The organism is Pseudomonas sp. NPDC087598 (assembly GCF_044743525.1).
Classification (GTDB): Bacteria; Pseudomonadota; Gammaproteobacteria; order Pseudomonadales; family Pseudomonadaceae; genus Aquipseudomonas.
Genome location: NZ_JBIUWQ010000118.1, coordinates 1 through 5,510, shown reverse-complemented (window position 1 = coordinate 5,510; position 5,510 = coordinate 1). Strand labels below are relative to the sequence as shown.

Here is a 5,510-nt window from a genome sequence, read left to right as displayed (position 1 = left end):
GAGCAATGTGTCTATTAAAAAGTGTCCACCATGTGTCCGAACACCTGTCCACCATGTGTCCGGTACATACAGGGAGAGGGTTAGGGTGAGGGGCTTTTCAGTCAACGAACAAATCCGGCATCAACGCCGCGTCGCTTTCTCGATCAAAGCGGTAATGATCGAATTCGGTTACGCCGCTCTCGCGCAGAATCTCCTCATCAATCAACAACCGCCCGCTGATCTGCCGTCCGCTACTACTCAAAATCACATGCGCCGCATCCGCCATGATTGCCGGCGTACGCGCGTGCTTGAACGAATCCCGATTACCCAACTGAAACTCGATCGCCGCCGTGGCAATCATCGTCTGCGGCCACAGCGAGTTGACGCTGATGCCGTAGTTGGCGAACTCCTCGCTCATCCCCAGCGTCAGCATGCTCATGCCGTATTTGGTCACGGTGTAGGGGCTGTATTGGGCGAACCACTTGTTCGCCAGATTCAACGGCGGTGACAGGTTAAGGATGTGTCCGGCGGATTTTTTCAGATAGGGCAGAGCGGCCTGGCTACACAGCAACACCGCGCGGGTGTTGATCTGATGCATCAGGTCGAAACGCTTGAGTTCGATATGTTGCACGCCGGTGAGCTTGATCGCCCCTGCGTTATTGACCAGCGCGTCGATGGCGCCGAAATGCTCGTTGGCCTGAGCCAGCGCCTGACGCACGGCGTCTTCATCGCGTACATCCACTTGCAGCGCCAAGGCCTTGCCGCCCGCCGCTTCGACTTCGGTGGCGACGCTATGGATGGTGCCGGGCAGTTTAGCGTGGGGTTCGGCACTCTTCGCCGCAATCACGATATTGGCCCCGTCCTGGGCGGCACGCAGCGCAATCTCACGACCAATGCCACGGCTGGCGCCGGTGATGAACAGGGTTTTGCCTTGTAACGACATGCCGATGCTCCTGCTTATTGTTATGTGAGCGGAGGGCTCGACAAACAATGTAGACCAAGGAGCTGACGCGACTGAGATGGGTTTTGGACTTTGTGGCGAGGGAGCTTGCTCCCGCTCGGCTGCGCAGCAGTCGTAAATCCAGCCATGCAACCTGTCTGGAAAACTGCGGGCTCAGGTTTTGGGGCTGCTACGCAGCCCAGCGGGAGCAAGCTCCCTCGCCACAGGGGATTACCTCATTACAGGAGATCCCCTCATCCAGGCGTTCATTTGCCAGGGAATCAGGCAGACATGACTTCGCGGATGTCGCGGGCCAGTTCGCGTACGCGTTCTTCTTCGGTGTCCCACGAGCACATGAAGCGGGCGCCGCCCTTGCCGATGAAGGTGTAGAAACGCCAGTTTTTGGCGGTCAACGCGGCAATCGCTGGTTCCGACAGTTGCAGGAACACGCCGTTGGCCTGCACCGGGAACATCAACTCGACACCCGGAATGTCGCTGACCAGCTCTGCCAGCAGTTGCGCGCAGTGGTTGGCGTGGCGGGCGTATTTGAGCCAGGCGTCGGTTTCGAGAATGCCGACCCACGGTGCCGACAGGAAGCGCATTTTCGAGGCCAGTTGCCCGGCCTGTTTGCAGCGGTAGTCGAAGTCTTCGGCCAGTTTGTGGTTGAAGAACAGAATCGCTTCACCGACGGCCATGCCGTTCTTGGTGCCGCCGAAGCACAGCACGTCGACGCCGGCCTTCCAGGTCAGGTCGGCTGGCGAGCAGCCAAGGAATGCGCAGGCGTTGGAGAAACGTGCGCCGTCCATGTGCAGGTGCAGGCCCAGTTCCTTGCAGGTGGCGCTGATGGCGCGAACTTCTTCCGGGGTGTAGACGCTGCCGACTTCGGTGGCTTGGGTCAGGGTCACCACGCGTGGTTTCGGGTAGTGAATGTCCTGGCGCTTGAGGGCGACTTCGCGGATCGACTCGGGGGTGATCTTGCCGTTTTCGGTACGGGCGATCAGCAGTTTCGAACCGTTGGAGAAGAACTCCGGAGCGCCGCATTCGTCGGTTTCGACGTGGGCGGTTTCCGAGCAGATCACGCTGTGGTAACTCTGGCACAGCGACGACAGCGCGAGCGAGTTGGCGGCGGTGCCGTTGAAGGCGAAGAACACTTCGCAGTCGGTTTCGAACAGTTGGCGGAAATGATCAGACGCGCGTGCGGTCCATTCATCGTCGCCATAGGCGCGTTGGTGGCCGTGGTTGGCCTGTTCCATGGCAGCCCAGGCTTCAGGGCAGATACCGGAATAGTTGTCGCTGGCGAATTGTTGGCTCTTGTCGGTCATGGCCGGCTTCCGTGATCGAAACGCTTGTGGCGCCTCGTTGGTCAATGATGGTGCGCACTTTACCGAAGATCTTCCGGGGAGCACACGGGATGTCGCTGTCAGAACTGTACAAGGACACGGGCCGATTATGCACCTGAGTAAACGTGACGGCGCACTGGATCTGCTCAAGTGGCTGGCACTGCTGAACATGTTGCTCGATCACCTGAGATATGTCGGGATCAGCGCCGATTGGCTGTATGTACCAGGACGTTTCGCGTTCCCTTGGTTTTGTCTGGCAATGGCGGCGAATCTTTCTCGGGCCGGGGCGCAGAAAACCGAATGGCGTTATCTCGGCTGGCTGTTGCTGTTCAGCGTTGTGAGCGAAATTCCTTACCGCTTGTACATTCCTGATCCCGATACGTTGAATGTGATGCCGACGCTGGCGTTGGGGCTGTTGGTGGCGCGGGGCTGGCAGGATCGGACATTGGCTTCGCGACTGCTCGGCGGCGTCAGTCTGCTGCTGGCGGCGCTGTTCTTGGAGCGACTGATGTTTGGCGTTTTTGGTGTGTTGTTGCCGTTGGCGATGCTGCTGGTGTTCCGCCGTCGATGGTATTTCAGCCTGCTGCCGGGGTTGGTGTGTCTGGCGGCGAACCAATGGCAGACGCTGTTCGAATCGGCACAATTCGGCAATGAGGTGGCGATCTTCGGCATTGCGACATGCCTGATTGCGCCACTGCTCGGAATGTTCCTGTTGCGACATGCGCGACATCTTCAGGCTCCGCCGATGCAACGCTGGGCCTACGCCCTCTACCCCGCGCATTTTCTCCTGTTGCTCGCCGTCCGCGCGGCATACACATAACCCTGTGGGAGCGAGCCTGCTCGCGAAAACGGTCTGTCAGGCAACTTCAATGTTGGAAGTGCCGGCCTCTTCGCGAGCAGGCTCGCTCCCACAGGGATCTACGCCGTTTCGAAAGAGGGCATTTCCTGCCATGTCGTAAACGCACCTTTGCGTGGCGTCCGTAGGCATTTGAGCTGTCTGCGCCGGTCATACCATCGGCATCAAAGGGCACTGCCGTGATTGCCGGTGCCTTACCGAGACGAATGGCGCACAGATGCCGCTGGGAGAGACGCGATGTTCAGCAAGCAAGACCAGATCCAGGGTTACGACGATGCACTGCTGGCGGCGATGAATGCCGAGGAGCAACGCCAGGAAGATCACATCGAGCTGATCGCGTCAGAGAACTACACCAGCAAGCGCGTGATGGAAGCGCAAGGCAGCGGCCTGACCAACAAATACGCCGAAGGCTATCCGGGCAAGCGCTACTACGGTGGCTGCGAGCACGTCGATAAAGTCGAAGCGCTGGCCATCGAACGCGCCAAGCAACTGTTCGGCGCCGATTACGCCAACGTCCAGCCGCACTCCGGTTCTTCGGCCAACAGTGCTGTTTACCTGGCGCTGATCCAGCCGGGCGACACCATCCTCGGCATGAGCCTGGCTCACGGCGGTCACCTGACCCACGGTGCCAAAGTGTCGTCCTCGGGCAAGCTCTACAACGCCGTGCAGTACGGCATCAACACCGACACCGGTTTGATCGATTACGACGAAGTCGAGCGTCTGGCCGTCGAGTGCAAACCGAAAATGATCGTCGCCGGTTTCTCCGCCTACTCGAAGACTCTGGACTTCCCGCGCTTCCGTCAGATCGCCGACAAGGTTGGCGCGTTGCTGTTCGTCGACATGGCCCACGTCGCCGGTCTGGTTGCCGCTGGCCTCTACCCGAATCCGCTGCCGTACGCCGACGTGGTCACCACCACCACGCACAAAACCCTGCGCGGCCCACGTGGCGGGCTGATCCTGGCCAAGTCCAACGAAGAGATCGAGAAGAAGCTCAATGCGGCGGTGTTCCCCGGCGCTCAGGGCGGCCCGCTGATGCACGTCATCGCCGGTAAAGCCGTGTGCTTCAAAGAAGCGCTGGAGCCAGGCTTCAAGGCTTATCAGCAACAAGTGATCGACAACGCTCAGGCGATGGCGAGCGTGTTTATCAAACGTGGCTACGATGTAGTGTCCGGCGGCACCGACAACCACTTGTTCCTGGTCAGCCTGATCCGTCAGGGCCTGACCGGCAAAGATGCCGACGCCGCCCTTGGCCGTGCGCACATCACCGTCAACAAGAACGCCGTGCCGAACGACCCGCAGTCGCCGTTCGTCACTTCCGGCCTGCGCATCGGCACCCCGGCGGTGACCACTCGCGGCTTCAAAGTGACCCAATGTGTGGAGCTGGCCGGCTGGATCTGCGACATCCTCGACAACCTCGGTGATGCCGATGTCGAGGCCAATGTTGCCCAGCAGGTTTCGGCCCTGTGCGCAGACTTCCCGGTTTATCGCTGAGCGGTTTTGGAGTAACGACTATGCAACGCTATTCGGGCTTCGGCCTCTTCAAACACTCGCTCAGCCACCACGAAAACTGGCAGCGCATGTGGCGCACGCCAACCCCGAAAAAGGTCTACGACGTGGTCATCGTCGGCGGCGGTGGGCACGGTCTGGCGACTGCTTACTATCTGGCGAAAGAGCACGGCATCACCAACGTTGCCGTGGTCGAGAAAGGCTGGCTGGGCGGCGGTAACACCGCGCGCAACACCACCATCGTACGTTCCAACTACCTGTGGGATGAGTCGGCGCACCTCTATGAACACGCGATGAAATTGTGGGAAGGCCTGTCGCAAGACCTCAACTACAACGTGATGTTCTCCCAGCGCGGTGTCTACAACCTGTGCCACACCCTGCAGGACATTCGTGACTCCGAGCGTCGGGTCAGCGCCAACCGCCTCAACGGCGTCGATGGTGAGTTGCTCAACGCCAAGCAAGTCGCGGACGAAATCCCGTACCTCGACTGCTCGAAAAACACCCGCTACCCGGTGATGGGCGCAACTGTTCAGCGTCGCGGCGGCGTCGCCCGTCACGATGCCGTGGCCTGGGGCTTTGCCCGTGCCGCCGACGCCTTGGGCGTGGACTTGATCCAGCAGACTGAGGTGATCGGTTTCCGCAAGGAAAACGGCGTGTGCATCGGCGTTGAAACCAACAAGGGTTTCATCGGCGCCAAGCGCGTCGGTGTGGTCACTGCCGGTAACTCCGGGCACATGGCCAAGCTTGCCGGTTTCCGCCTGCCGATCGAATCCCACCCGCTGCAAGCGTTGGTGTCCGAGCCGATCAAACCGATTTTCGACATCGTGATCTTGTACTAGGACGTGTATGTTTTCATGTGACTGTAGGACATGTGGTATGTGGTTTTATT

4 protein-coding genes and 1 pseudogene are annotated in these 5,510 nt (G+C 59.8%); 3 read left to right on the top strand and 2 right to left on the bottom strand.

Annotated features, from left to right (window positions below):
* Positions 1–97: 97 nt before the first annotated feature.
* Both ACIOWE_RS29630 and ACIOWE_RS29625 read right to left on the bottom strand, forming a co-directional pair.
* Positions 98–922 (bottom strand): SDR family oxidoreductase, encoded by an 825-nt coding sequence (locus ACIOWE_RS29630; protein WP_401398498.1) that lies wholly within the window; start codon positions 920–922, stop codon positions 98–100.
* 278 nt (positions 923–1,200) lie between these two features.
* A complete protein-coding gene (locus tag ACIOWE_RS29625; protein WP_401398496.1) occupies positions 1,201–2,241 on the bottom strand; it encodes a low specificity L-threonine aldolase in 1,041 nt (346 codons plus the stop codon).
* Between the two features lie 127 nt (positions 2,242–2,368).
* Between ACIOWE_RS29625 and ACIOWE_RS29620 the strand changes: the two genes are divergently transcribed.
* The 3 genes and pseudogenes from ACIOWE_RS29620 to ACIOWE_RS29610 all read left to right on the top strand — a co-directional run.
* Positions 2,369–3,079 (top strand): TraX family protein, encoded by a 711-nt coding sequence (locus ACIOWE_RS29620; protein ID WP_401398494.1) that lies wholly within the window; start codon positions 2,369–2,371, stop codon positions 3,077–3,079.
* Between the two features lie 273 nt (positions 3,080–3,352).
* Positions 3,353–4,606, top strand: coding sequence for a serine hydroxymethyltransferase (gene glyA, locus ACIOWE_RS29615; RefSeq protein ID WP_401398492.1), 1,254 nt, complete (start codon positions 3,353–3,355; stop codon positions 4,604–4,606).
* A gap of 20 nt (positions 4,607–4,626) precedes the next feature.
* Positions 4,627–5,454 (top strand): annotated as a pseudogene (locus ACIOWE_RS29610) (FAD-dependent oxidoreductase); the annotation flags it as partial.
* Positions 5,455–5,510 lie beyond the last annotated feature (56 nt).

Excerpts from the sequence above, each read along its gene's own strand:
- ACIOWE_RS29630 (WP_401398498.1), bottom strand. The coding sequence starts at position 922 with ATGTCGTTACAAGGCAAAACCCTGTTCATCACCGGCGCCAGCCGTGGC.
- ACIOWE_RS29625 (WP_401398496.1), bottom strand. The coding sequence starts at position 2,241 with ATGACCGACAAGAGCCAACAATTCGCCAGCGACAACTATTCCGGTATC.
- ACIOWE_RS29620 (WP_401398494.1), top strand. The coding sequence starts at position 2,369 with ATGCACCTGAGTAAACGTGACGGCGCACTGGATCTGCTCAAGTGGCTG.
- glyA (WP_401398492.1), top strand. The coding sequence starts at position 3,353 with ATGTTCAGCAAGCAAGACCAGATCCAGGGTTACGACGATGCACTGCTG.